This window comes from Serratia sp. H1w, assembly GCF_000633355.1.
Taxonomy (GTDB): Bacteria; Pseudomonadota; Gammaproteobacteria; order Enterobacterales; family Enterobacteriaceae; genus Chania.
Genome location: NZ_AYMQ01000037.1, coordinates 119,174 through 144,151 on the forward strand (window position 1 = coordinate 119,174; position 24,978 = coordinate 144,151).

General features: G+C 54.0%; 21 protein-coding genes, 1 tRNA gene, 1 other RNA gene and 2 pseudogenes. 16 read left to right on the top strand and 9 right to left on the bottom strand.

Annotation, left to right across the window (positions count from 1 at the left end; genetic code table 11):
* Positions 1-53: 53 nt before the first annotated feature.
* Genes lsrB through lsrG form a run of 3 tightly spaced genes read left to right on the top strand, consistent with a single transcriptional unit; the run spans position 54 to position 2,366 of the window.
* Positions 54-1,076 (top strand): autoinducer 2 ABC transporter substrate-binding protein LsrB, encoded by a 1,023-nt coding sequence (gene lsrB / locus U869_RS0106445; protein WP_025121106.1) that lies wholly within the window; start codon positions 54-56, stop codon positions 1,074-1,076.
* A 34-nt stretch (positions 1,077-1,110) separates the two neighbouring features.
* Complete coding sequence (gene lsrF / locus U869_RS0106450) at positions 1,111-1,986, top strand: 3-hydroxy-5-phosphonooxypentane-2,4-dione thiolase (protein WP_025121107.1); 876 nt, start codon at positions 1,111-1,113, stop codon at positions 1,984-1,986.
* A gap of 56 nt (positions 1,987-2,042) precedes the next feature.
* Positions 2,043-2,366, top strand: coding sequence for a (4S)-4-hydroxy-5-phosphonooxypentane-2,3-dione isomerase (gene lsrG / locus U869_RS0106455; protein ID WP_025121108.1), 324 nt, complete (start codon positions 2,043-2,045; stop codon positions 2,364-2,366).
* Between the two features lie 183 nt (positions 2,367-2,549).
* Here lsrG and U869_RS0106460 read toward each other — a convergent pair whose 3' ends face one another.
* From U869_RS0106460 to U869_RS29245, 5 genes and pseudogenes are all read right to left on the bottom strand, one after another.
* Positions 2,550-3,113: a DJ-1/PfpI family protein gene (locus U869_RS0106460; RefSeq protein ID WP_025121109.1), complete on the bottom strand. Its 564-nt coding sequence runs from the start codon at positions 3,111-3,113 to the stop codon at positions 2,550-2,552.
* Positions 3,114-3,178: 65 nt separating this feature from the next.
* Complete coding sequence (locus U869_RS0106465) at positions 3,179-3,862, bottom strand: oligogalacturonate-specific porin KdgM family protein (protein ID WP_025121110.1); 684 nt, start codon at positions 3,860-3,862, stop codon at positions 3,179-3,181.
* Positions 3,863-3,987: 125 nt separating this feature from the next.
* Positions 3,988-5,127, bottom strand: coding sequence for a glycoside hydrolase family 105 protein (locus U869_RS0106470; protein ID WP_025121111.1), 1,140 nt, complete (start codon positions 5,125-5,127; stop codon positions 3,988-3,990).
* Between the two features lie 25 nt (positions 5,128-5,152).
* Complete coding sequence (locus U869_RS0106475) at positions 5,153-6,736, bottom strand: MFS transporter (RefSeq protein ID WP_025121112.1); 1,584 nt, start codon at positions 6,734-6,736, stop codon at positions 5,153-5,155.
* Between the two features lie 217 nt (positions 6,737-6,953).
* Positions 6,954-7,885: pseudogene (locus U869_RS29245) on the bottom strand (LysR family transcriptional regulator).
* 299 nt (positions 7,886-8,184) lie between these two features.
* On the opposite strand from U869_RS29245, the gene ttdA reads away from it, so the two are divergent.
* From ttdA to U869_RS30500, 5 genes are all read left to right on the top strand, one after another.
* Positions 8,185-9,093, top strand: a complete 909-nt coding sequence (gene ttdA, locus U869_RS0106485) for a L(+)-tartrate dehydratase subunit alpha (protein ID WP_025121113.1) — start codon at positions 8,185-8,187, stop codon at positions 9,091-9,093.
* On the top strand, positions 9,090-9,695 hold the full coding sequence (ttdB, locus tag U869_RS0106490) for a L(+)-tartrate dehydratase subunit beta (protein ID WP_025121114.1): 606 nt from the start codon (positions 9,090-9,092) through the stop codon (positions 9,693-9,695). Before ttdA ends, ttdB begins: the two co-directional genes overlap by 4 nt.
* Positions 9,696-9,750: 55 nt before the next feature.
* Complete coding sequence (locus U869_RS0106495) at positions 9,751-11,214, top strand: anion permease (protein WP_029987622.1); 1,464 nt, start codon at positions 9,751-9,753, stop codon at positions 11,212-11,214.
* A 142-nt stretch (positions 11,215-11,356) separates the two neighbouring features.
* A tRNA-Ser gene (locus U869_RS0106500) sits at positions 11,357-11,446 on the top strand.
* Between the two features lie 397 nt (positions 11,447-11,843).
* Positions 11,844-11,976: non-coding RNA, RtT sRNA (locus tag U869_RS30500), on the top strand.
* A 140-nt stretch (positions 11,977-12,116) separates the two neighbouring features.
* Here the strand turns inward: U869_RS30500 and phnX are convergent.
* Together phnX and phnW are read right to left on the bottom strand one after the other, a co-directional pair.
* Positions 12,117-12,926 (bottom strand): phosphonoacetaldehyde hydrolase, encoded by an 810-nt coding sequence (gene phnX / locus U869_RS0106505; RefSeq protein WP_025121116.1) that lies wholly within the window; start codon positions 12,924-12,926, stop codon positions 12,117-12,119.
* Between the two features lie 9 nt (positions 12,927-12,935).
* Positions 12,936-14,039 carry a 2-aminoethylphosphonate--pyruvate transaminase gene (gene phnW / locus U869_RS0106510; protein WP_025121117.1) on the bottom strand — a complete coding sequence of 368 codons (1,104 nt, stop codon included), beginning with the start codon at positions 14,037-14,039 and terminating at the stop codon, positions 12,936-12,938.
* A 142-nt stretch (positions 14,040-14,181) separates the two neighbouring features.
* Here phnW and phnR point away from each other — a divergent pair, with 142 nt between their 5' ends.
* The 6 genes and pseudogenes from phnR (at position 14,182) to U869_RS0106540 (ending at position 20,210) form a co-directional block, all read left to right on the top strand.
* Positions 14,182-14,901 carry a phosphonate utilization transcriptional regulator PhnR gene (gene phnR / locus U869_RS0106515; RefSeq protein ID WP_025121118.1) on the top strand — a complete coding sequence of 240 codons (720 nt, stop codon included), beginning with the start codon at positions 14,182-14,184 and terminating at the stop codon, positions 14,899-14,901.
* 141 nt (positions 14,902-15,042) lie between these two features.
* Positions 15,043-16,057: pseudogene (gene phnS, locus U869_RS29250) on the top strand (2-aminoethylphosphonate ABC transporter substrate-binding protein).
* Positions 16,058-16,062: 5 nt separating this feature from the next.
* Complete coding sequence (phnT, locus tag U869_RS0106525; protein WP_025121119.1) at positions 16,063-17,172, top strand: 2-aminoethylphosphonate ABC transport system ATP-binding subunit PhnT; 1,110 nt, start codon at positions 16,063-16,065, stop codon at positions 17,170-17,172.
* A gap of 1 nt (position 17,173) precedes the next feature.
* The gene (phnU, locus tag U869_RS0106530) at positions 17,174-18,034 is read left to right on the top strand and encodes a 2-aminoethylphosphonate ABC transporter permease subunit (RefSeq protein WP_025121120.1); all 861 of its coding nucleotides are present in this window, start codon (positions 17,174-17,176) and stop codon (positions 18,032-18,034) included.
* A 2-nt stretch (positions 18,035-18,036) separates the two neighbouring features.
* Entirely contained in the window at positions 18,037-18,831 is a 795-nt protein-coding gene (gene phnV, locus U869_RS0106535; protein WP_025121121.1) for a 2-aminoethylphosphonate ABC transport system, membrane component PhnV, read from the top strand.
* A 20-nt stretch (positions 18,832-18,851) separates the two neighbouring features.
* Complete coding sequence (locus U869_RS0106540) at positions 18,852-20,210, top strand: aspartate aminotransferase family protein (RefSeq protein ID WP_025121122.1); 1,359 nt, start codon at positions 18,852-18,854, stop codon at positions 20,208-20,210.
* 122 nt (positions 20,211-20,332) lie between these two features.
* On the opposite strand, the gene U869_RS0106545 is transcribed toward U869_RS0106540, so the two are convergent.
* Positions 20,333-21,448 (bottom strand): GGDEF domain-containing protein, encoded by a 1,116-nt coding sequence (locus U869_RS0106545; RefSeq protein ID WP_025121123.1) that lies wholly within the window; start codon positions 21,446-21,448, stop codon positions 20,333-20,335.
* Between the two features lie 185 nt (positions 21,449-21,633).
* Between U869_RS0106545 and U869_RS0106550 the strand changes: the two genes are divergently transcribed.
* Together U869_RS0106550 and dauA are read left to right on the top strand one after the other, a co-directional pair.
* Complete coding sequence (locus U869_RS0106550; protein WP_025121124.1) at positions 21,634-22,119, top strand: heme-degrading domain-containing protein; 486 nt, start codon at positions 21,634-21,636, stop codon at positions 22,117-22,119.
* A gap of 229 nt (positions 22,120-22,348) precedes the next feature.
* Entirely contained in the window at positions 22,349-24,040 is a 1,692-nt protein-coding gene (dauA, locus tag U869_RS0106555) for a C4-dicarboxylic acid transporter DauA (protein ID WP_025121125.1), read from the top strand.
* Between the two features lie 53 nt (positions 24,041-24,093).
* On the opposite strand, the gene kdsA is transcribed toward dauA, so the two are convergent.
* Positions 24,094-24,948: a 3-deoxy-8-phosphooctulonate synthase gene (gene kdsA, locus U869_RS0106560; RefSeq protein WP_025121126.1), complete on the bottom strand. Its 855-nt coding sequence runs from the start codon at positions 24,946-24,948 to the stop codon at positions 24,094-24,096.
* Positions 24,949-24,978: the final 30 nt, after the last annotated feature.

Genomic DNA, 24,978 nt, shown 5'->3' on the forward strand with positions numbered 1-24,978 from the left:
TGATCCAACCTCCAGATGCTCTTCGTCTGGCAACGCGATATACGGAGAACAACATGACCATACAGCGTATCAAAAAAATCGCGCTTTTAAGCGTACTCGGCATGGCTTCACTGAGCATTGGCGTGCAGGCAGCGGAGCGCATTGCCTTTATCCCCAAACTGGTCGGTGTCGGCTTTTTCACCAGCGGTGGTAATGGCGCGCAACAGGCGGGGAAAGAGCTGGGCGTTGACGTGACCTACGACGGCCCAACCGAACCTAGCGTTTCAGGCCAGGTGCAACTGATCAATAACTTCGTCAACCAGGGCTATAACGCCATCATCGTCTCTGCGGTCTCCCCGGAAGGGCTGTGCCCGGCGTTAAAACGCGCCATGCAGCGTGGCGTCAAAGTCCTGACCTGGGATTCGGACACCAAGCCGGAATGCCGTTCTTACTACATCAATCAGGGCACGCCAGCACAACTCGGCGGCATGCTGGTCGATATGGCCGCCAATCAGGTGAAGAAAGAAAAAGCCAAAGTGGCCTTCTTCTATTCCAGCCCGACAGTCACCGACCAAAACCAGTGGGTTAATGCCGCCAAGCTTAAGATCGAAAAAGAGCATCCAGGCTGGGAAGTGGTCACCACGCAGTTCGGTTACAACGATGCTACCAAGTCACTGCAAACCGCCGAAGGGATCCTGAAGGCCTACGGCGATCTGGATGCCATCATTGCCCCGGATGCCAATGCCCTGCCCGCCGCAGCCCAGGCGGCAGAGAACCTCAAGCGTGACAACGTGGCGATTGTCGGTTTCAGCACCCCGAACGTGATGCGCCCCTATATTCAACGCGGCACGGTGAAAGAGTTCGGCCTGTGGGACGTGGTCAAACAGGGGAAAATTTCGGTTTACGTGGCTGACGCCATGCTGAAAAACGGCGAATTGAAGGTTGGCGACAAGCTTGATGTCCCTGGCGTGGGCCAGGTAGAGGTTTCGCCAAACAGCGTTCAAGGCTACGACTACCAGGCGACAGGCAATGGCATCGTGTTGCTGCCTGAGCGCGTGGTGTTCAATAAAGACAATATCGACAAATTCGACTTCTAACCCGCCACACCGATTATTTCGAGGGAGTAATACAATGGCTGATTTAGATGACATCAAAGACGGTAAAGACTTCCATATTGACCAGCCGCAGCAAAATGCCCTGTTCAGTTTGAAAGGCTGCGGTGCGCTGGACTGGGGTATGCAGTCCCGTCTGGCACGTATTTTTAATCCACGAACCAACAGAACCGTGATGCTGGCCTTCGATCATGGCTATTTCCAGGGGCCGACGACTGGGTTAGAGCGTATTGATATCAATATTGCGCCGCTGTTCGAGCATGCAGACGTATTGATGTGTACCCGGGGCATCCTGCGCAGCGTGATCCCTCCGGCCACCAATAAGCCCATCGTCCTGCGCGCGTCAGGGGCAAACTCCATTCTTACCGAGTTGAGCAATGAGGCGGTGGCGGTCGCCATGGATGATGCGGTACGTCTTAATAGCTGTGCCGTTGCGGCGCAGGTTTATATCGGCACGGAACATGAACATCAGTCGATTAAAAATATCATCCAGTTAATCGATGCTGGCCTGAAAGTCGGGATGCCCACCATGGCGGTGACCGGCGTTGGCAAAGATATGGCGCGCGATCAGCGCTATTTCTCACTGGCCACGCGTATCGCTGCCGAGATGGGGGCGCAAATCATCAAGACTTACTACGTGGATAAAGGGTTTGAACGCATTGTGGCGGGCTGCCCGGTGCCCATCGTTATCGCCGGAGGGAAGAAACTGCCAGAACGCGAGGCGCTGGAAATGTGCTTCCAGGCAATTGATCAAGGCGCGTCCGGGGTCGATATGGGGCGCAATATTTTCCAATCGGCAAGCCCGGTTGCCATGATCAAGGCGGTGCACGCTATCGTCCATCAGAACGAATCGGTAGAGCACGCCTACCAGCTATTCCTCAGTGAGAAAGGTTGATACCGCTGAAATGCGGGCCGGTTCTCCAGGCCCGCCCCTATTCAAGGAGGCTGATTATGCATGTGACCCTGGTCGAAATTAACGTCCATGACGACAAGGTTGAGCGATTTATCGAGGTTTTTCGCCAAAACCATCTAGGCTCGGTTCAGGAGAAAGGCAACCTGCGTTTCGATGTCTTGCAGGATCCTGATATCCCCACGCGCTTTTATATTTACGAGGCCTATGCCGATGAGCAGGCCGTGGCTTTCCATAAAACGACCCCGCACTATCTGGCCTGCGTCGAACAATTGGAATCGCTGATGACTTGCCCGCGTAAAAAGACGACCTTTATTGGTTTGATGCCCTCACCCCAACCCTCTCCCACAGGGAGAGGGAGTTGATAACCCCAGATCTGTTGGAGGAAAAGAGATAATCTCGGCAATCTCGCACACCTCTTCAACCAAGATGATCTTCTGAACTTTCAAATTTACTCGATCGGTCCCCTCGCCCTGTGGGAGAGGGTTAGGGTGAGGGGCTGACAATCACCAACCGGCTCGCGATATACAACAAGCCTGCCGCTAGCTTTATTCCTGCCAAGGGTAGTAAATGTGCTCCGCATGTTCAGTTACGCAAGCACTGTCACCGCGTAAGCGGGCGGCCAAGGTGAAAGCGAAGTCAAAGACCACGCCAAACCCTTTGCCACTGATCAAGTTGCCGTCTTCTACGACATTCTGGTCAACATAAACCCCATTGCCGACGTTTTGCCATAAATCACCAGAACACACGTAGCGCCGTCCATTAAGCAGGCCATTGCCACCCAATACCCGAGCAGCCGCAGAACAAATTGGGCAGATCAGTTTACCCGCCTGATCATGGCGACGGACAAAACTCACCACTTCCTGGCTATTGGCCAGAAACACGCTGCCCTCTGGCCCGCCTGGCAACACGATAGCGTCATAATCGGTGTCGAAAGCTTGTTTGAGCGTATTGTCTGCTATTACGGGTATTTTATGGTAGCTCACGACCTCTTTATTCGAAATACAGGACAGCGTTTCCACCCTGATCTTCAACCGATGCAAGATATCGATAATCACAATCGCCTCCCCTTCCTCAAACCCAGGAGCCAATAGCACGGCAATTTTTTTCATGATGACTTTCCTTTGAATTCGTAATTATCTCTTCCCGTCGCTGCGGAGGATTGTTTTATGTGAGATCAGAACGTATAGCCAAGCCCGACACGAAAGCGGGTTTGTCTGTCATTACTGTCACTTCTAACGGATACATTGCCGACTTCTACGAACGGCGTCCAGGCATCGATGCTGTAGGCCGTTCTAAAGTTATATTCGTAGTTACTCTTGCTGTTATTATACAGATTATATTTGTCGGCGACTTTATAAATCCCTTCGGTGACGAACTCGAACTTATTTATTTTATGCCCAACCCAGGCATCGACTCGGTTGATGGTGTCATCTTCACGACTGTCGGACGAGCGCCGTATGTACTCAAAGCGATAGCGCCCGGCAATCCACCATGAGTCATTGATTGTATAGGTAGTACGCAGATAAGGCTTATATACCGAGTATCCATTGCCGGTTTCAAGTACCAATCCAGGCTGCGTCGCTAAATTTCCGTTGTTGAATTGATAGCTGGCCGTATACTCATTGCCTTGGGCTTCCAGATCATGAAAAGCCTTGTTGGTATCATTCCCCCCAGATTTTGATATGGCCTCGATGGCAAAGCCAAAACCATTGGCAAAACGATGGGAAATATAAGCACGATCGTAGTTGGTCTTGCTGTCATCAAGATACTCATGACGTACATCAACATACACCGCATGGGTTGTCAGAGGTATTAATAATGATAGTAAAGAGAGCAATAATAGAGATGTTCCTTTCATTACAATTTCCTTGTTATTCAGTTTATTTTAAAAAATCGTTTTTATTAAAATAATGTCATCCGGTAACGTTAGTTTACGGTGGAGGAAATATATCTCTTACGGGCTGCGGCAACAGCCCGTTGCGATTACAGGTAAACGTTCAGGTATTCCACCAGACACAGAATGGCCATCGCCTGACCATAAGGCATTGAGGTGAGCGGTACCTGGCGATAGTAGTCGAGGTTTTTTCCCATCGCGGTACCAAACGAAACCTGCATCAGTTCGCCGTCGGCGTTGATTTGCTTTACCACACCCTGCAACGCTTTTTCGGCGATCGGCAGATACTTCTCGTCGATATAGCGTTTGCGCACCGATTTCAGAATACCGAACGCGAAACCGGCGGTAGCGGAAGATTCCAGGTAAGAATCCGGGTCATCCAGCAGCGTATGCCACAGGCCACTTGGGTGCTGGCACTCTGCCAGTGCCGCCACCTGGCATTGCAATACCTGTAACAGGAAACGGCGGGTGGCATCGTATTCCGGCAGGTCCAGCAGCTCGAGGAACTCCGGGATCACAATGGTCAGCCAACTGTTCCCGCGCGCCCAACGGGCTTTGGCAAAGTTGTGTTTGCCATCGAAGGTCCAGCCATGGAACCACAGACCGCTTTCACGCTCCATCAGGTGCTGGATGTGAACCAGAAATTGATATTTGGCTTCTTCCACATACTGTGGGCGGTTCAAAAGCTTGCCAATTTTGGCCAGCGGCAACACGCTCATCATCAGGGTATCGTCCCACAGCTGCTGATGATTTTCTTCCGCCAGTGTGACGTGCTGCATACCTCCGCGTTCGGTGCGTGGCATTTCATACATCAACCACTCCGCCCAACGCTCCAGATATGGCAGCCAGCGCGTATCACCGGTTTCCTCATAGCGGTAGGCCAGGGTGAGGAACGGACAGGCGGTATTCACATTCTTGGTTGGCGTGCCTTCGGCAAAGCGCGCGGTGAACCAGTCGTCGACGATGGCACACATTTTATTATCGCCGGTCTGGCGGTAATACTGGTTGATGCCGTACAGACCGATACCGTGCGTCCATTCCCAGCCGGCCCAGCCTTTGGTATCAATAACCCGGCCATCATCGAGGCGCAGCAGGAACTCACCGGTTTCATCGGTGATATTGACCAGGTTTTCCACCAGGTTTTCAATCAACTGTTGCAGTTCCTGGCGGCTGATAAAGCGCTCCGGTTGGCGCAGTAACGGGCTGTGTTTTACGGGATATACCAACATAGTGATGTCCTTTTAGGCCTGTAGATCAAGGTGTCACGCTGCCCGCCGCTTTCTGGCCTTGAGTGGCCTTGGGCAATGGCGGTGCAACAGGTTTTTTGCGGTTGAGGTAACCAATATTGTTGTTACCCCACAGTGATTCATAAGGCATACCTGCCAGCATTTCGACGGTAGCTCGTGCTTCTGGCGTGATGTTCTCAGGCACGACCCGGCCCGCCATGCGCATCTTTTCGGTTTCCTGGCGCAGTACACCGTGTGTGGTCAAGTTGAGTTTGAAGCGCAGCGAGACAGTGAAGCCAATCGCCAGGACAGCCAAGGTGCCAACGCTCAGGATCATCAGAATGGCGTGACTCACTTCGGGTAATTGATGAGTCTGGCCGGAAACAAAACCTGACAGTTGCAGAATGACGCCCACCAGCATCACCGCGCCAGCCTGTGAGGCTTTACGGGTCAAGGTCATGATGCCGGCAAAGATGCCTTCACGGCGTTGCCCGGTGATCACTTCGTCCACATCGGCGATATAGGTGTAGATATTCCATGGCACGTAGTTGATACCACCCCGTCCCAAACCGGCGATGGCGGAAACCAGCAGCAGCAATGAGAAAACGTCACTGAGGTTGGCGTAATACAGCACAGCATAGGAAGCCGCTCCCATACCAAACAGCACCACCACCATGCGGTACGACGGTGCTGGCCCGAAGCGGATACACAAAGGGATCATGGCGATCACTGCCACAAACTGCATGATGGCCATGGTGCCCATCAGGTTGGAGGCCGTAGCGGCACTCTGCATCAACACAAACACCACGTAATAGGTGAACACCGCATTGAAAACGTCCTGGGCGATATAGCCCCCAAGGTACATCCCAAGATGCTGGCGGAAGATGCGAATGCGTAGCGTTGAGGACAGTTCTACGTTCAGGCGTTTCAGGCTCTGGAACAGCGTGAGTTTCTGTTTTTCAGCTTCCAGCGCGGCGGCAGACTTTTGTTCCGCGGGCCGCTCCCAAGTGAAGCAATACACCAGCGTCAATACGCAGGCACAGATGATCGAGAACACCAGGCTGGAGTAGAAGAACGAAACGGCGCTGTCTTTACCCAGATAGTTGAGCAGAATGCCTGGCAGGAATGCCGCCAGAATGGCAGACAGCTGTGCTAGCCCAATGCGGGCCCCCGAGAACTTGGTTTTCTGTTTGAAATCATCCGTCATCTCCGGCACCAGCGTTTCATACGGTACCAGGATCATGGTATAGACCACGTCAAAGAACAGATAGGTCAGCAGGTAGTACCAATAGTCCATGTGGCCAACCCACATCAGGCTGTAGCTGAAGACCAATGGAATGCCGAGCAGAATAAAGAACTTGCGACGGCCAAAGCGTTTGCCCAACCAGGTGGAGCCAAAGTTATCGGTCAGATAGCCCATCAGCGGGCTGACCACCGCATCCAGTACCCTTGCCATCGCAAAGATAAAGGTGGCTTCGATCGGGCTGAGCCCACAGAACGTGGTGTAAAAATAGAGTAACCAGGCAGCGGTAAGTGCCGTGGTACCCGCTCCAAGAAAATCCCCGGAGCCATAAGCAAGATAGTTAAACAGACCTATTTTACGTGTTTTCATTGTTGCCATCTCCGTAGCCACATCACGTGTTATCTTCCGGGCGATATGCCGGGAATTTTCGTAACATACGGTTATGGCAGGGGGAAAACCTTTGTGTTTTTGCCAGTTATGGCGAGTCTATGGCAATGAAAACAAGAATGGGCCGATCAACCTCTCTAATTTTATAAAACACTGTTTTATTTTTGTGGCATTATGACGATTTTTTGTACTATAACCCCTAGGTCACAGAACGTGATTTATCGGTTCGCCCCATAATGCGGCAATACTGGCTGAAGAACTCTACGCAGACCTTCAGCTTGGCCGACGAGTACAGCGGCATCTGATAGACCGCCCAGATATTGGCACTTTGCGCATAGTCCGGCAAAACGCGTACCAATTCACCATCGCGCAGAAACGGCAATACGTCCCATTCGGAACGCAACATGATCCCTTTACCATTCAGCGCCCAATGCAAGACTATCTCCCCGCTGTTGGACGAGAGATGCCCGGATATTTTTACCGACTTTTTACCTGCAGGTTTTCCAACTCCCAAACGCCGATGGTTTGATCGCGCTCCTTGGTCACCAGGCAGTCATGATGCTGTAAATCCGCCAATGTTACGGGTGTGCCCCGCTGTGCAAGATAGGCGGGCGACGCACAAAGAATGCGCTGGTTCTTGGCAAGCAGCTTGGCGATGTAATTATCCGGGATGTCGTCGTTGATCCGGATATCCAGATCGACGTTATCCCGGTTGAGATCGATTTGCCGATCGAACAACTCAAAGTTGATTTGCAACTCCGGATAGATCTCCATGATTTCCATGATGGCGGGCGCAATATACGCCCGGCCAAAGCCAAAACTGGAACCGATGCGGATCATGCCAACCGGCTGCTCTTTGATATGAGTCACTTCATCCATCAGGTTTTGCAGGCGATCCATAATTTCCAGTGAGTGGGCATACGCCGTTTGCCCACTTTCCGTGAGCGCCATACCACGGGAGGAGCGGTTCAGCAATTTCACCCCCAGCAACGCCTCCATCTGTTGGATGCGTTTAGTCACAAATGCGGGTGTCTGCCCCAATATTTCGGCGGCGGCGCTGAAACTGCCGGTATTAACGACCGCAATCAACACCTGTAAATCTTTAGGCTGAGGATAATGAATTAACGACATAAGTTTTTGGCCTCACAGTATTACTTGGCAAATAGTTACCAATGAATTACGCGCTGGTGTTTTAACTGTTTTATTTTGCTGCGCGGGTGTTAAATTAATTTCGCAGTGCATTCTTGCTTTAATTTTATCTTGTTGAATTTAAAAACATAACCATGATTAACGTTTTGTGAATCAACGCTTCACGAAGCCGTTGCAGATCGCGTTCCATCGCTATGGTAGCGTTTATTCAGGCCAAGAAAACTTATTTTATAACAATTAACAGTGAGCATGTTCATTTCAGCCTGACGGGAGTCACACTTATGAACGTAATTGAAAAAAACGCTAAGGTTGAGCAACTCACCCGCATTGTCGCGAATTTCACAGCCATGATTTCAACGCGCATGCCGGATGATGTCGTCGATAAATTAAAACAGCTTCGGGATTTGGAAACCGAAGGGATGGGCAAGATTATCTACCATACGATGTTTGACAACATGGAGAAGGCCATCGCCTTGAACCGCCCCGCCTGTCAGGACACTGGCGAAATCATGTTTTTTGTCAAAGTAGGCACCTGTTTTCCCTTGCTGGCCGAGCTTCAGGCCGCATTGAAACAGGCGGTGGAGGATGCCACGGTGGCGGCACCGCTGCGTCATAACGCGGTGGAGATCTTTGATGAGGTCAACACCGGCAAAAATACCGGCTCTGGCGTGCCATGGGTCACCTGGGATTTGGTGCCCGACGGGACCGACGCGGAAATTGAAGTGTATATGGCCGGCGGTGGCTGTACTCTGCCCGGCCGCGCCAAAGTGCTGATGCCTTCTGAAGGTTATGAAGGCGTAGTGAAATTTGTGTTTGAAAACATCTCTACGCTGGCGGTCAACGCCTGCCCACCGGTGCTGGTCGGCGTCGGTATTGCGACCTCGGTAGAAACGGCTGCCGTGCTTTCTCGCCGAGCCATCTTACGCCCGATCGGCACCCGTCATCCCAACCCTATCGCCGCCGATCTCGAGTTGCGCCTGGAGGCCGGCCTCAACCAACTGGGCATTGGTCCACAAGGATTAATGGGCAACAGCTCCGTGATGGGGGTGCATATCGAATCGGCGGCTCGTCACCCTTCCACCATCGGCGTCGCGGTCTCGACCGGCTGCTGGGCCCACCGCCGTGGCACGTTGCTGGTACACCAAGATCTGTCGTTTGAAAGTATTTCCCACACCCGGGAGGCATTATGAAAAAGATCCTTACCACCCCAATTAAAGCGGAAGATCTGGCGGATATCCGCGTAGGTGACGTTATCTATCTCAACGGCACCCTGGTCACCTGCCGCGACGTTTGTCACCGGCGGCTGATCGAGCTCAAGCGAGAGATCCCTTACGACCTGCGCGGCAAAGCAATTTTCCATGCAGGACCCATTGTGCGCAAGAACGGCGAGAAATGGGAGATGGTATCGATCGGCCCCACTACCAGCATGCGGATGGAAAGCTTCGAGAAAGAGTTTATCGAACAGACCGGCGTACGGCTGATCGTCGGCAAAGGCGGTATGGGGCCAAATACCGAGGCTGGCTGTAAGCAATTCAAGGCGCTGCACGTGATTTTCCCCGCAGGCTGTGCGGTAGTGGCGGCCACGCAGGTCGAAGAAATTGAAGAGGTGCACTGGACCGAATTGGGCATGCCGGAGTCGCTATGGGTGTGCCGGGTGAAAGAGTTCGGCCCGTTGATTGTTTCTATCGACACCCATGGCAATAACCTGATTGATGAAAACAAAAAGGTGTTTGCCCAGCGCTGCGAACCGATCGTCGAAGAGATCTGCCAGCACGTCCATTACATCAAGTGAGCCACCAGGAGAGGCGCAAGCCTCTCTTACCTATAATTAAAAAGAGGTTCCCGCTATGGCAAAGTTCAATTTGTCATGGCGATGGTTTGCCCCGATTATTGTGGCGCTAGCCCTCGCCTTATGTCCAACACCCGCGGGGTTACAACCCCACGCCTGGCTCTATTTCTCTGTGTTTCTTGGCGTTATCGTCGGTTTGATCCTGGAACCGGCTCCCGGTGCGGTCGTTGCCATGACCGGTCTGGCCATTATTGCCATTTTCTCACCCTGGTTGCTTTATAGCCCGGAACAGCTTGCCGCTCCCGGTTTTAAATACACTTCCAGCTCATTGACGTGGATGGTCTCCGGCTTTTCCAACTCGGTGATCTGGCTGATATTTGCCGCCTTCATGTTTGGCACCGGCTACGAAAAAACCGGCCTGGGTAGACGTATTGCGCTGATCCTGGTGAAAAAGATGGGGCATAAAACCCTGTTGCTCGGTTACGCGATTATGTTTTCCGAACTGCTATTGGCCCCTGTCACTCCCTCCAACTCGGCGCGTGGTGCGGGGATTATCTATCCGATCGTACGTAACCTGCCACCGTTGTATGACTCCCAGCCGAATACGCCAAGCGCCCGCAGCATTGGCTCTTATATTATGTGGATGGGTATTTGCGCCAACTGCGTAACCAGCGCGATTTTCCTCACCGCCATGGCCCCCAACCTGCTGTTGGTCGGGCTACTTAAAACGTCGTCCCATGTGACGTTGTCCTGGGGGGACTGGTTTGTTGGCATGCTGCCCCTCAGCCTGCTGTTGATCGCTCTGGTGCCCTGGTTGAGCTATCTCCTGTATCCACCAACCATCAAGGCTGGTGAGCAGGTGCCAAAATGGGCTTCTGCCGAACTGGCCGCAATGGGGCCACTCAGCCTGCGTGAGAAGAAAATGCTGGGGCTGATGGTCATCGCCCTGCTGCTGTGGATCTTTGCTGCGCAGTATATTGATGCGGCGCTGGTCGGCTACTCGGTAGTCGCGTTGATGTTGCTAGGTAAGATTATTACCTGGGATGACATCATCAGTAATAAAGCAGCCTGGAGCGTATTTTTCTGGCTGGCGTCGCTGATTGCACTGGCGACCGGGCTGAACAACGTCGGTTTTATTACCTGGTTCGGCAAGCTGATTGCCCACGGCTTGCAGGGATACTCGACGACGGTCGTGATGGTGCTGTTGGTCGTCGTGTTCTATCTACTGCGCTACTTTTTTGCCAGCGCGACGGCTTACACCTCGGCGCTAGCGCCAATGATGATTGCAGCCGCGCTGATGCTGCCCGCCATCCCATTGCCGACCTTCAGTCTGATGATCGGTGCCGCCATTGGCCTGGGGAGCATCGTCACCCCGTATGCGACTGGCCCCAGCCCGATTTATTATGGTAGTGGCTATCTGCCTACCAATGATTATTGGCGGCTTGGTGCCCTCTTTGGCCTAATCTTCCTGGGGCTGTTAATCGTCACCGGATTGGTGTGGATGCCGCTGGTGATGGGGTAGTAAAACCGGTTTACCGGTCTTGAATTACGGCAAAGCGACCACGGCTTAACCACCTGAGCTAAAACCGTAAAAATATTCTTGACCGGTTAGCCGACTCTCCCTATAGTAGCGCCCCGTTGCACTGAGTAACGCGCAACGAAACGGTGAGGTGTCTGAGTGGCTGAAGGAGCACGCCTGGAAAGTGTGTATACGCGTAAGTGTATCGAGGGTTCGAACCCCTCTCTCACCGCCATATTTTAGGAGAAAGCCTGAATTCACGTTCAGGCTTTTTTATTGCATGTTCCCCAAGAGAGAGGGGTGAGAAGCCTCGACAGGGTTCGACAAAATGGCTCGCAGCGCAGAGACATTTTGCACGGCCGACCGGCCGCCCGTAGGGTGAGCTTGCGAATCAAGCCCTCTCTCACCGCCATATTCCAAGAGAAAGTCTGAGCTTACGTTCAGACTTTTTTTTGCATCTTCCTCAGGAGAGAGGGGTGAGAAGCCTCGACAGGGTTCGACAAAATGGCTCGCAGCGCAGAGACATTTTGCACGGCCGACCGGCCGTCCCGTAGGGTGAGCTTGCGAATCAAGCCCTCTCTCACCGCCATATTCCAAGAAAGAGTCTGAACTTACGTTCAGACTCTTTTTTGCATGTTCCCCAGGAGAGAGGGGTGAGAAGCCTCGACAGGGTTCGACAAAATGGCTCGCAGCGCAGAGACATTTTGGACGGCCGACCGGCCGCCCGTAGGGTGAGCTTGCGAATCAAGCCCTCTCTCACCACCATATTAAAATGTTGGCTAGTTAAGGCTAGCGGTTTCCCCCTCACCCTAGCCCTCTCCCGATACAAAATCTGGGGATTTCATCAACACGGATCCAGGGAGAGGGAGCTAGTCCTGAGTCGGATTCAGGTTTGGGCTAGACGATTACGGTCGCTCACCTTTTGCCATTCTGGCATTGATATCGGCAATCACACCCGGCAAGTCTACCAGCGTATCAATAACATAATGGGCACCCGCGGCGTAAAGTTTGGCAGCAGCATGCTCGCGGCGAGTTGCAATATCTTCCGCGCTCATGGCCTGATATTCCGCCCAGGTTGCGCCAAATTCATTACCGGAAACCGCCAGTCCCACGCTCCACATCCCGGCATTCAATCCTTCCTCTAACCCCGGCACGGCATCATCCACTTTCACGCAATGAGCTGTAGCATCGATGCCCAAGGCGATGACGTTCTGCAATGCCATCCACGGGCCCGGGCGGCCACCGGCTGCGAGATCGTCCGTTGCCACCCAGCAATCAGGGGCATAACCGTAGTCCGCTGCCGCAGGCACCAGTTTTTCCATTACTGCGCGAGGATAGCCAGAACAGGAACCGATTTTCAGACCGTCGGCACGCAGGTTGGCGATGGTTTCAGTGACGCCTGCAATCGGTTCGGCAAAGTCCACAACCTTCGCAATTTGCAACGGCATGAAGGTAGCGTAAATGCTGTCGATATCTGCGCTATTCATCGGCCGGCCAACCTTGGCCTGCCAGCGAGCGTCCACCGAAGGCAGTTTGCCCAGTGCTTCAATATGCTGCCATTTGCCCAGCCCCATCGGCACGCGAGCTTCTGCCAGCGTAATTTCAATATCAAAGGCCCGACGGAAAGCTTCGACAAATATCTGGGTTGGTGCGAAGGAGCCAAAGTCGACGGTAGTGCCTGCCCAGTCGAGGATCACTGCGTTAATACGTTTCATGGTCATTTCTCAGTTTTTCCAGTACATGGCGGAACCGATGGCGCCCAGCAGCGCTGCGATATCTTGGGCATACACTTCACCAATATTACCGATGCGGAAGCAATCGCTTTGCGACACTTTGCCCGGATAAATCACAAAGCCCTGATCTTTCAGGCGCTGATAAAAGGCTTTAAAGCGATACTGTTCCGCCGTCGGCGAGTAGAACGCGGTGATGATCGGCGAATGCAGGTCATCGCTCAGCAACGGCGTAAAGCCGAGTGCTCGCATTCCCTCAACCAGTTGACGCTGGTTGGTGAGATAGCGCTGATGGCGCGCACTGACGCCGCCCTCTTCCGCCAGCTCTTTAAGAGCCTGCGCGAAAGCCAGTACCGTGTGAGTCGGAGAGGTGAAGCGCCATTTCCCGCAGTGGTCTTCCATGCAACGCCACTGAGCGTAAAGATCCAGCGACAGCGAGCGAGAGCGCCCCTCGCAGGCTTCAAGAGCTGCACGACGGGCAACGACAAAAGCGAATCCCGGTACTCCCTGAATGCACTTATTGGCGGAGCTGATCAGGAAATCAATCTTGAGCGCGCCAACGTCCAGAGGAATGCCGCCAAAACTGCTCATTGCATCGACGATGTACTGCTTCTGGTAGCGCTGAGCCAGTTCTGCCACCTCGGCAACCAGGTTGAGCATACCGGTAGTGGTTTCGCAATGGACCATCGCGATGTGGCTGATATCGTCCTCTTTTTGCAGGATCTCCTCAATCGCCTGCAAACTGGGCCGTGCAACCTCGCCGCAGTCCAGGGCGTGATAGGCGATCCCCATCATCTCCGCCATCTCTATCATACGAGCACCATACGCACCGTTGCTGACAATCAGCACTTTGCCCTGTGAACCGATAGCGGAACCGAGTACCGCTTCAACGGCATAGCTACCGCTGCCCTGCAATAGAACAGAGGTGTAGCCCACTTCGCGGGTAGCCAGTTGCACCAACTGCTGGCGAATGGTCTGTACCACACCGAGGTTGTAATCATCGTCCCAGGTGCAACTGTCAAACAGCATCGCTTCTTTCACCGTGCGAGAGGTGGTCAGCGGGCCTGGCGTCAAAAGCAAGTAGTCACGAGAAGTCATCAAAATCACCTTTTGGTCTATACCAGATTTGTCGTTATGATGATGACAAGCGCTGCGTCAGGTCAAAGGAAATCTGTTGCTGCAACAAAAAATTCATATGTCCGTGTATAATAAGCGGCATCACCAGCCACAGCGAAACAGCATGAAATCACCCTCTGGCGAGTTACCACAATATCTGTTGATCAAAGCCCAACTTCAGGCTCGTATTCAGAGCGGCGCATTAAAAAGCGGCGACAAACTGCCGTCAGAACGCGAACTGTGCACCATTTTTAACACCACGCGGGTCACTATCCGTGAAAGCCTGGCGCTGCTTGAGGCTAGTGGGGCTATCTGGCGATCGGACCGCCGCGGCTGGTTCGTCACGCCGCAACGGCTGTGGCTTGACCCCACACAGAACACCAACTTCCACAAACTGTGCCTGGAGCAAGGCCGGGAGCCGAAAACGGTGATGCTGGATGGACAAGTGACTACGGTGCCGGTGACGGCAATGAGTGCGCTGCAACTTCAGCCATTCGACCAGATTTATCTGCTCAACCGCCTGCGCTACGCCGATGGACGCGCCATCTGTTATTGCCAGAACCACTGCCTGCCCGCCAGAGTGCCGGACCTGCTTAACCACAATCTCAACGGCAGTCTGACCGAGATTTATCAGCAGCATTATGGTTTGATGTATACCAGCATGCATCTTTCGTTTTACCCCACTGCCATGCCAGCAGATGCTGCCGAGGCGCTGGGGGTCATTGAGGGGCGTCCAGCCCTGCTGTTAAGCCGTCTGAACTACGATCAGCACGGGCGGATCCTTGACCTCGACATCGAGTACTGGCGTCACGACAGCCTGCGAATTGAAGTAGACACGCATTAATTTCCCTTCCCTCTTTTCTGTTTTCCCCGGCGGCATTCACCGGGGTGACATCTTTTATTCATCGTATTGTCACAGAGTCAGTTTAGCGTGATGGCAAATCTGGTGTAGACCAGAATGCCACCAACCTAATGAGGCTATACGATGAAACTCTCAAGACTCTCGCTGCTGTCTACTTTAGCACTGGCCTGTTCCCCGGTTTTCGCTGACCAGGTCGTCACCGTTTACTCTGCCGATGGCCTGCACGACGGTGAAAACAGTTGGTATCAGGCAGAGTTCGCTGCGTTTACCCAAGCCACTGGCATCAAAGTGCAGTATGTGGAGAGCGGCGGCGGAGCCATCCGTTGAACGTCTTGCGAAAGAGCGCACAAACCCGCAGGCCGATGTGTTGGTGACCATGCCTCCCTTTATTCAGCGCGCGGCGGGACAAAAGCTGTTAGCGGATTTCTCCCCGGATGGAGCGGCACAAATCCCAGGTGCGACTCCCAACTATGCGCCGTTGGTGAAAAACTACCTGAGTTTTATCTATAACCACAACGTGCTGAAGACCGCACCGGCCAGTTGGGATGCGCTGCTGGATAAGCAGTTCAAAAACAAGTTGCAATACTCCACGCCGAGCCAGGCGGGCGACGGTACGGCAGTCATGCTTCAGGCGTTCCACAGCTTTGGCAGTAAACAGGCGGGGCTGGCCTATCTTGGGAAATTGCAGGCCAACAACGTGGGGCCTTCAGCCTCAACGGGCAAGCTGACCGCACTGGTCAACAAAGGTGAACTGTATGTTGCCAACGGCGACTTGCAGATGAACCTGTCGCAAATGGCACGTAACCCGAACGTGAAAATTTTCTGGCCTGCGGATGCAAATGGCGAGCGCAGTGCACTGGCGTTGCCGTATGCCATTGGTCTGGTTGAAGGCGGCCCGCAGAGTGACAATGGCAAAAAACTGATCAACTTCCTGCTGAGCCCAGCGGCGCAGAACCGCGTGAGCGAACTTTCGTGGGGCATGCCGGTGCGTAAGGATGTCACGCCAAACGATGCCAACTACAAGGCCGCCATCGCGGCAATGCAGGGCGTGAAAAGCTGGGAGCCAGACTGGAACCAGGTCGCCGTTTCTCTACAGAGCGATATTGCAAGCTGGCACCAAGCGACCGACAGCGAGTAAGCCTGATGTTAATGAAAAACAAAACGTTGCAGCCCGCAATGACGATGGGCATGTCAGGTATCACGCTAGAGTCGCTTCGCGTTTCGTACCACGACAACGTGGTGCTGCATCCCCTGTCATTGACGATTGAACCCGGAGAAGTCCTGGCGCTCATTGGCCCATCAGGATCGGGGAAAACCACGGTGCTGCGTGCGATCGCTGGCTTTGTTCAGCCTGCGGGTGGGCGGATCCTTATCGGTGACAAGGATGTCACCGGGCTCCCCCCCTACAAACGCGGGCTGGGCATGGTGGTGCAAAATTATGCGCTGTTCCCGCACATGTCGGTGGAGGACAACGTGGCGTTTGGTCTGCGAGCGCAAAAACAGCCGAAAGCGCTGATTGCCGGGCGAGTTGTCGAGGCGCTGAAAAGCGTCGGTATGGAGGATTACGCCACCCGCTATCCTCATCAGCTTTCTGGCGGGCAGCAGCAGCGCGTTGCCATTGCGCGGGCACTGGCAGTACGCCCACAGGTGCTGTTGCTGGATGAACCCCTTTCGGCACTGGATGCGCAAATCCGTCATTCGATGGTGGAAGAGATCGCCCGTCTGCACCGGGCGTTGCCGGAGCTGACTATCCTTTATGTCACTCACGATCAGACTGAGGCGCTCACTCTGGCCGATAAAATCGGCATCATGAAAGACGGCTCGCTGATTGCTCATGGGGAGACGCACAAACTCTATCATCACCCACCGAATCGGTTTGCCGCCGAGTTCCTGGGGCGGGCCAACATTCTGGCGGCAATGGCTCTCAATACCACATCTGCCCCAGGACAAGTGGCTGTAAGCTGCGGGGGAGCGGTGATCAACGCCTGGAGTGAAGGCTGCCATCACGGGCATAACAAACTGCTGTGCATTCGCCCGCAGCATATGAGTCTGATACCCCGCTCTGCCGCCAGCAATCGTTTGTTGGCTAAGCTGACATCGGTGCACTGGCAGGGCGACTTGACCCATCTGCTGTGCGACGTCGCGGGGGAAAGCGTACGTATTGTGATGACACAGGTGAACCCGCTGCCACGCGCAGGCGATGTGTTGCCGCTGTACTTTGAACCTGACGATGCTGTGCTGATTGAGGTGTGAGATGTCGATAATTTTGACGCATGCCCGCCCGGCGCGTTCTATCCCACACTGGCTGTGGATCGCGTTCCCGTTGCTGGTGCTGATAACCCTGTTTTTCTATCCGCTGCTGCTCATCGCTGAACAGGCGCTGCGCGATACCAGCGGCCAGTGGAATTTCGAAGCTTTTTGGCAGGTGCTAGAGTCCCGTCGCTTCAGCCGTGCACTGCTAAATACTCTGCAAATTGCGCTGAGCGCCACGCTGGGTTGCCTGGTGTTGGGAAGTATTCTGTCGCTGATCCTGGTGTTCATTCCTTTTCCCGGCAGTCGGTTTATGGGGCGCGTGATTGATACCTTTATCGCACTGCCGACTTTCCTGATAACTCTGGCGTTCACCTTCATCTACGGTTCGGCGGGCGTGCTTAACGGCGCGCTGATGTCTGCTTTTGGTCTGCCGATGCCGCCGGTCGATTTTCTCTACTCGATGCAAGGGGTGATCCTCGCCGAAATTACGGTATTTACGCCGCTGGTGATGCGCCCGCTGATGGCCGCGCTGCGCCAGATAGACAGGAGCCAACTGGAAGTAGCCAGCAGTCTCGGTGCGGGGCCGTGGCGGGTGATAGGCCAGGTGATTTTCCCGGCGGTGCTGCCTGCTCTGCTGGCAGGCGGTAGCCTTTGTCTGCTGCTCACCACCAATGAGTTTGGCATCGTACTGTTTATTGGCGCGAAAGGCGTCAACACCCTGCCGATGATGGTCTACAGCAAAGCGATCCTGGAATCCGACTACAGCGTGGCCTGCATGATTGCTCTGATCAATATCTTACTGTCGCTGGGGCTGTTTCTGCTCTATCGCCTCGCCGCTTCTCGTACCGGAACAGGACGTTAATCATGCTGATATGGTCGAAAAAAGGACGTGCCGCCGCAGGCATCGTGGCCACCTCGTTGTTTGCCGTGTTTTTCTTTCTGCCACTGGCGGTGATCCTGATGTCCAGCCTCAGCCAGCAGTGGAATACGGTGCTACCGTCGGGGTTTACGCTTGCCCATTTTGTGCGCGCGTTTCGCGGTGATGCCTGGGATTCACTATTCTCAAGCCTGGTGGTGGGATTGAGCGCCAGTCTGTTTGCTCTGATGTGTGGCGCATGGGCGGCGCTCGCGCTGCGTCAGTACATCCCACGTCTGCAAAAAACGTTGGGGCTGCTGTTTTATCTGCCGAGTGCCATTCCTTCCGTCTCGGTCGGGCTTGGTATTCTGGTGGCTTTCAGCCGGCAACCGCTGCAACTGAATGGCACGCTGTGGATTGTGCTGGTGGCACACTTCGTGCTGATCTCCGCATTCACCTTCAGCAACATATCCACCGGGCTGATGCGTATCTCGGCGGATGTAGAAAATGTGGCCTCCAGCCTTGGCGCATCACCAACTTATCGTCTCTTGCGCATCACTCTGCCGCTGTTGATGCCATGGATGCTCTCTTCCTTCGCACTGAGCCTGTCGCTGTCGATGGGCGAGTTAGGCGCGACCCTGATGATTTATCCGCCAGGCTGGACCACGCTGCCAGTAACCATTTTTAGCCTCACCGATCGCGGCAACATTGCCGACGGCGCGGCGCTCACCATTGTGCTGGTAGCTATCACCTTGCTGCTGATGATCAAGCTTGAGCGAATCGCTCAACGGTTACAGAAATAACTTCTCAGGAACCCCCAATAATGACGACTCAACACGATGCTTCTCACCTGCGTACCGAGGGCGATATCAATACCACCGCAGCGCGTCAGGCCTGGAATGCGGCAATGAATGACGCACGCACTCAGGCATGGTTGCAGCGTGATGCAGATGTGTTCTTGCATCAAGCGATGTCCACACCTTGCCTTGACGTGCTGGAAGGCGCGGAGACTATCTTCATTCAGGATGCGACCGGCAAGCGTTACATGGATTTTCATGGCAATAACGTCCACCAGTTAGGCTACGGCCACCCGCATGTAGTGAAGCGCGTGACAGAACAGCTTGCCCAATTGCCGTTTTCACCGCGCCGGTTCACTAACCCGATAGCGATTGAATGTGCGGAGAAACTGACACAAATCTGCGGCGGAAACCTGAACCGCGTGCTATTTGCCCCTGGCGGAACGTCGGTGATTGGCATGGCATTGAAGCTCGCCCGCTACGTGACTGGCAACAGCAAGGTCATCTCTCTTTGGGATTCATTCCACGGTGCATCGTTGGACGCGATTTCGGTGGGGGGTGAAGCCTGTTTTCGTCAGGGAATGGGACCGTTGATGGCTGGCATGGAGCGTATTCCACCTGCGGTGTCTTATCGTGGCGCGCTGCATTCGCCAGATGGCAGCGACATTCATTATGCAGACTATCTGGAATACGTCATTGAGAAAGAAGGCGGCGTCGGCGCTTTTATCGCTGAAGCGGTGCGTAACACCGACGTTCAGGTACCAAGCCAAGCTTACTGGCAGCGGGTGCGTGAGATTTGCGATAAGCATCAGGTAATGCTGATTATTGATGACATCCCCAACGGCATGGGGCGCAGTGGTGAATGGTTTACCCATCAGGCTTACGGGATTGAGCCGGATATTCTTTGCATCGGCAAAGGGCTGGGTGGCGGGCTGATACCGATAGCCGCAATGGTGACGCAGGATAAATACAACGTAGCAACTCAAGTTTCCCTAGGACACTACACCCATGAAAAGAGCCCGCTGGGCTGTGCGGCGGCGCTGGCGACCATGGAGGTTATTGAACAGGAAAATCTACTGGCGAAGGTCAAGGCCGACAGCGAGTTTATGCGCGATAAGCTGCTGGCGATGAAGGAGAGATTTTCGATTATCGGTGACGTTCGTGGCATTGGGTTGCTGTGGGGCGTGGAGCTGGTGACGGATCACCAGAGCAAAGCCCGGGCCTACGATCAGGCAGAAGCGGTGCTGTATCACTGCCTGAACCACGGTCTGAGTTTTAAGATTTCTCAGGGAAATGTGCTGCAATTAAGCCCGCCGCTGATCATTACACGCGAACAGCTCAGCGACTCACTGGCTATCCTCGAGCAGGCGCTGGCCGCTGTCTGAGGAGATGCATAACCTGGTTGCCACCACTCCCCCAGATACGTGCAGGAGGTTTCAGATCCTGCACAAACTGGCTTTTCCCTAATTCCTTTTCCTCATCAATTGAATCATCGGTGCAGGCACGCTTACAGCTTCTTTGCCGCCATGCGGCCAAACCCCTTCCCCAACTGCGAAAGTGACATCAGGCGGCTGCTGACCACGCGGTTTTTGCCCTCGCGTTTAGCGTCATACAACGCTTCATCCGTCATCTCGATCGCTTTCTCCACCGACATGCCGGGCAGATACAACGAGGTGCCGATGGAGATAGTCATGCGGATCGTATATCCGTTCTCGGTAATAAAATCAAAACTCTCCACCCGGCTACGAATGCGTTCCGCCACCGCCGCAATATGCAGCGGATCATAACTGGAGGTGATGACGATAAACTCCTCGCCGCCGTAGCGCCCGACAAAGTCCTCATGGCGTACACAATCCTTCAGGATCTCCCCTACATGGGCCAGAACCCCGTCTCCGGCCAAATGGCCATAGGTGTCGTTCACCTTTTTGAAGTTATCCAGGTCGAGGATCATCAGGCCACAAGATTGCCGCTGAGCCTGTTGCAGCATCATTTTGTAATCTACGCTAGCGCGGTTGTTGATGTGGGTCAGGCTATCGGTCGTTGCCTTGTTACGCATGGAGAAAAAGGCGTGAATATGTCGCTCTTTAAAGCTCAAGGCGTGGTAGCAAATCGCCAGACAAAGTGCCGAAGCCGCCTGATACAGTAAAATATCCAGCCACAGTTCGCGGAAGTTGACGAACGTGCCAACCACGGCAATGCGGTAAAGCGCAATAATTCCGATGGTGAGATAAAATACCCGGTTCGATTTTCTCCGCCATACCCCCGAGAGCAGCAGCCCCAGGATGATCACCCCGATAAACAGATTATCCAGCGTAAAACCGCCGTTAAAGCCAAAGCTCACCAGATAGCACACCCCACCGCTGACTGCGCCACCGAAAAACATCACCAGGATCATCGGGATCATGGCAAAACTGAAGTAGATGCTGCCGGTAAGCAACAGCCGATCCTGATTCAGATACACCACCGCCAACCCAGCCAAAACACCAAACAACACCCGTTTCCACAGGGCCGACTGGTAAGAAAAGGGGGCGTTTTTGCTCAGCGCAAAATAGGTGATCGACAGTGTGGCATAGGTAATGCAGGCATCACTGTAAAAAGATGAGATCGACTCAATGAATGTCATAACTATTCGGCATACTCCAGGATGCGGCAATGATTTTTTATTTGACCTACTACCGATCGTTCAGACAGGTGCAGCATGCCGTCCCCCCACGTTGTTCATGGCAGTTCTATAATATTGCCAGGCAATCTATGTCCTATCTTCAGTTCAGGATAGACTGTTATCAATCATTTCATGGGGAAAATCTGATGAATATCGATGATGAATTGCAAGCGCTCACAACACAAGAAACCGATCTCACCTTCCATCATTTCGATCATGCCACCGCGTGGGAGCTGGGCTTGGCGCTAAAAAATGCCGCAGAACGTCGTCAATTACCCATCGCTATCGAAATCCAACTGAGCGGACAAACGCTGTTTTATTACGCCATGCCAGGGGCAACACCTGATATTGCCGACTGGGTACGTCGCAAGCGTAACGTGGTCAACCATTTCCATAAAAGCTCTTATGCGGTGGGTTTACGCCTGCAACAACGGCAGGTCACGCTGGAAGAGCGCTATGGGCTCAGCGTGCGCGATTACGCCGCCCACGGTGGCGCATTCCCCATCAACCTGCTCAATGTGGGCTGCGTCGGCACCATCTCGCTTTCTGGCTCGCCACAGCTCGAAGACCATCATCTGCTGGTCAGCACTCTAGCTCAGTTTCTGGGCTTATCCTTACCCTCGGTACACTAAGCGATAAAAGCCGCTCTTTCTACCCCACCCTCAGCGGGCGATCTGCGGTGGCAGGCGTCCTGTCGCGAATACCCCGCTGAACAAATATAAATTAAGCACAATCCTGATGCCTTGATGCAAATCTAGGTATCGGCAGACAGAAAGGGGTATGGTATCAACCAGCTATTCCGAGACGGACCTCCATGGCCCGCCATTCCGTTCTCTTTTATAGACTTGGTTAGTAACTTAGATGAAAACGCACGAAATCAACGGTATCCGCCCCTTCAGCGCGCTGATAGAAGCCTGCTGGCGTGAACCCTATTCACTTCAACGTCTGCTGAAAGATGCCATTGCCGGGATAACCGTTGGCATCATTGCCATTCCTCTGGCGATGGCGCTGGCCATTGCCAGCGGCGTTCCCCCGCAGTATGGGCTGTACACCGCCGCCATTGCCGGCATCGTGATCGCCGTCAGCGGAGGCTCGCGCTACAGCGTTTCCGGCCCTACCGCCGCGTTTGTGGTGATCCTGTTCCCGGTCTCACAGCAATTTGGGCTTTCTGGCTTATTGATTGCCACCATGCTATCCGGGGTGTTTCTGCTGATCATGGGGCTGGCGCGCCTAGGCCGTCTGATCGAGTACATTCCGCTCTCGGTAACGCTTGGGTTTACCTCCGGGATTGCCATCACCATCGCCACCATGCAAGTGAAGGATTTCTTTGGCTTGCAGTTGGCGGAAGTACCCGAAAATTACATCGGCAAGGTCAACGCGTTGTTACACGCCCTGCCTACCCTGGATTATGGCGATACCCTGATTGGTGCTGTTACCCTGGCTGTCTTGCTGCTGTGGCCAAAACTGGGGCTGCGTATTCCCGGCCACCTGCCTGCCTTGTTAGCCGGTACCGCGGTAATGGCTATTCTGGCGCAGTTCGATCATCAGGTTGCGACCATCGGCTCCCGCTTCAGTTTCCAACTGGCCGACGGTAGCCAGGGCCAGGGTATCCCACCAATCCTGCCTCAATGGCTGCTACCCTGGCATCTGCCTGCGGGTGACGGCAAACCGACGGAACTGAGCTGGCAGCTGATTTCAGCCCTGTTACCAGCCGCATTTTCCATGGCGATGCTCGGAGCGATCGAATCGCTGCTATGCGCCGTGGTGCTTGACGGTATGACGGGCAAAAAGCATCACTCCAACGCGGAGCTGATTGGCCAGGGCGCAGGCAACATCATTGCCCCCTTCTTCGGCGGCATCACTGCCACCGCCGCCATTGCCCGATCGGCTGCCAACGTGCGGGCAGGTGCAACCTCACCGGTCTCGGCGATCATTCACTCGTTAATGGTGCTGTTGGCTTTGCTGGTGCTGGCGCCTTGGCTGTCCTACCTACCGCTGGCGGCGATGGCTTCGCTGTTGCTGTTGGTCGCCTGGAACATGAGTGAATCGCATAAAGTGGTTTATCTGCTGCGCCGGGCACCGAAAGACGACATTTTGGTCATGCTGCTGTGTATGTCGCTGACGGTGCTGTTTGATATGGTGATTGCCATTACCGTTGGCATCGTGCTGGCCTCGCTGCTGTTTATGCGCCGTATCGCACGGATGACGCGCCTGAGCGAGTTAAGCGCCGATGATGGCCGTCTGGTGCTGCGTGTCAACGGGCCGCTGTTCTTCGCCGCTGCCGAGCGCATATTCAACGATCTGCTGGTACGTGGTGAAAACTATCACACCATCATCTTGCAATGGGATGCCGTGCCGGTGCTGGATGCCGGTGGGCTAAACGCGCTGCAACGTTACATCGATGCCCTGCCCGCCGAAAAACAGCTGGTGATCACCGACATTCCGTTCCAGCCGCTGAAAACCCTGGCACGTGCGCGGATGAAACCGATCGAGGGTAAACTGCATTTCTACCCCACCTTGCCGGAAGCGCTCACCGCGCTGAACGCCCAATAAAACAAAAGGCCCGACACATCAGTGCCGGGCCTTCTTTCCATCACAATCAAAACCTAGTTGCTGGTATCCAGCTCGGCGAAGCTTTTCACCAGATCGTCGATGGCTTTCATCTGCACCAGGAACGGCTCCAGCTTATCCAACGGCAACGCTGAAGGACCATCGCATTTGGCATTGCTTGGATCTGGGTGAGCCTCGATAAACAGGCCTGCCAAACCTACCGCCATCCCGGCACGAGCCAGTTCGGCAACCTGCGCACGGCGGCCACCAGAAGCGGCACCAAACGGATCGCGGGTTTGCAGGGCGTGGGTCACGTCGAAGATCACCGGATGGCCACCGGTCACGTTCTTCATCACGTTGATCCCCAGCATGTCGACCACCAGGTTGTCATAACCAAAGTTGCTGCCGCGATCGCACAGGATAACCTGATCGTTGCCGCCTTCTTTGAATTTATCGACGATATTACCCATCTGACCAGGGCTGACGAACTGGGGTTTCTTGACGTTGATTACCGCGCCGGTTTTCGCCATCGCCTCAACCAGGTCGGTCTGGCGTGCCAGGAAAGCAGGGAGCTGGATCACATCTACCACTTCGGAAACCGGCTGCGCCTGTGCCGCTTCGTGCACGTCGGTGATCACCTTCACGCCGAAGGTGCTTTTGATTTCCTGGAAAATCTTCATCCCTTCTTCCAGACCTGGGCCACGGTAAGAATGAATCGATGAACGGTTAGCTTTATCAAAAGAGGCTTTGAAAACGTAAGGGATACCCAGTTTTTGCGTCACGGTGACGTAGTGTTCGCAGATGCGCATCGCCAAATCGCGTGATTCCAGTACGTTCATACCACCGAACAGGACAAACGGCAGATCGTTCGCTACCTTGATGTCGCCAATGCTGACTACTTTCTGTTCCATGCTTGCACCTTATTGATTGATAATCGGAAT

Excerpts from the sequence above, each read along its gene's own strand:
- lsrB (WP_025121106.1), top strand. The coding sequence starts at position 54 with ATGACCATACAGCGTATCAAAAAAATCGCGCTTTTAAGCGTACTCGGC.
- lsrF (WP_025121107.1), top strand. The coding sequence starts at position 1,111 with ATGGCTGATTTAGATGACATCAAAGACGGTAAAGACTTCCATATTGAC.
- lsrG (WP_025121108.1), top strand. The coding sequence starts at position 2,043 with ATGCATGTGACCCTGGTCGAAATTAACGTCCATGACGACAAGGTTGAG.
- U869_RS0106460 (WP_025121109.1), bottom strand. The coding sequence starts at position 3,113 with ATGAAAAAAATTGCCGTGCTATTGGCTCCTGGGTTTGAGGAAGGGGAG.
- U869_RS0106465 (WP_025121110.1), bottom strand. The coding sequence starts at position 3,862 with ATGAAAGGAACATCTCTATTATTGCTCTCTTTACTATCATTATTAATA.
- U869_RS0106470 (WP_025121111.1), bottom strand. The coding sequence starts at position 5,127 with ATGTTGGTATATCCCGTAAAACACAGCCCGTTACTGCGCCAACCGGAG.
- U869_RS0106475 (WP_025121112.1), bottom strand. The coding sequence starts at position 6,736 with ATGAAAACACGTAAAATAGGTCTGTTTAACTATCTTGCTTATGGCTCC.
- ttdA (WP_025121113.1), top strand. The coding sequence starts at position 8,185 with ATGAACGTAATTGAAAAAAACGCTAAGGTTGAGCAACTCACCCGCATT.
- ttdB (WP_025121114.1), top strand. The coding sequence starts at position 9,090 with ATGAAAAAGATCCTTACCACCCCAATTAAAGCGGAAGATCTGGCGGAT.
- U869_RS0106495 (WP_029987622.1), top strand. The coding sequence starts at position 9,751 with ATGGCAAAGTTCAATTTGTCATGGCGATGGTTTGCCCCGATTATTGTG.
- phnX (WP_025121116.1), bottom strand. The coding sequence starts at position 12,926 with ATGAAACGTATTAACGCAGTGATCCTCGACTGGGCAGGCACTACCGTC.
- phnW (WP_025121117.1), bottom strand. The coding sequence starts at position 14,039 with ATGACTTCTCGTGACTACTTGCTTTTGACGCCAGGCCCGCTGACCACC.
- phnR (WP_025121118.1), top strand. The coding sequence starts at position 14,182 with ATGAAATCACCCTCTGGCGAGTTACCACAATATCTGTTGATCAAAGCC.
- phnT (WP_025121119.1), top strand. The coding sequence starts at position 16,063 with ATGTTAATGAAAAACAAAACGTTGCAGCCCGCAATGACGATGGGCATG.
- phnU (WP_025121120.1), top strand. The coding sequence starts at position 17,174 with ATGTCGATAATTTTGACGCATGCCCGCCCGGCGCGTTCTATCCCACAC.
- phnV (WP_025121121.1), top strand. The coding sequence starts at position 18,037 with ATGCTGATATGGTCGAAAAAAGGACGTGCCGCCGCAGGCATCGTGGCC.
- U869_RS0106540 (WP_025121122.1), top strand. The coding sequence starts at position 18,852 with ATGACGACTCAACACGATGCTTCTCACCTGCGTACCGAGGGCGATATC.
- U869_RS0106545 (WP_025121123.1), bottom strand. The coding sequence starts at position 21,448 with ATGACATTCATTGAGTCGATCTCATCTTTTTACAGTGATGCCTGCATT.
- U869_RS0106550 (WP_025121124.1), top strand. The coding sequence starts at position 21,634 with ATGAATATCGATGATGAATTGCAAGCGCTCACAACACAAGAAACCGAT.
- dauA (WP_025121125.1), top strand. The coding sequence starts at position 22,349 with ATGAAAACGCACGAAATCAACGGTATCCGCCCCTTCAGCGCGCTGATA.
- kdsA (WP_025121126.1), bottom strand. The coding sequence starts at position 24,948 with ATGGAACAGAAAGTAGTCAGCATTGGCGACATCAAGGTAGCGAACGAT.